This window comes from Aeromonas sp. LsrichE-8G (genome assembly GCF_022869435.1).
GTDB classification, from domain to species: Bacteria; Pseudomonadota; Gammaproteobacteria; order Enterobacterales; family Aeromonadaceae; genus Aeromonas; species Aeromonas caviae.
Window position 1 is genome coordinate 1 of the sequence record NZ_JALIHH010000182.1, and the last position, 293, is coordinate 293.

General features: G+C 53.9%; 1 protein-coding gene. It reads left to right on the top strand.

Going from position 1 to position 293, the window contains the following annotated elements:
* On the top strand, positions 1–293 hold a 293-nt coding region (locus MUW49_RS18350), incomplete at both ends, for a helix-turn-helix domain-containing protein (protein ID WP_244813059.1).

Sequence of the window (293 nt, forward strand, 5' to 3'; positions counted from 1 at the left end):
CGATCACCGATGTTCATCACCTTACCGGCGCTGCGCGCTCGACCATCGGTCGTTGGCTTCGGTGGTATCGAGATGAAGGCATAGATGCGCTAGAAGCCTTACCGGCTGGCCGTGCCCCAGTCTTACCTATCGCCAAGATTGTCACCCTACTGGTGCTGCTCATGCAGTTTTCTCCGCAAGATTTTGGTTATCAGCGCAGCCGTTGGTGTACTGAACTATTGGCTATAAAAATCAATCGGTTAACAGGGCTCAATGTGGCAGCCTCCACGCTCCGCCGATGGTTACCTCGTATG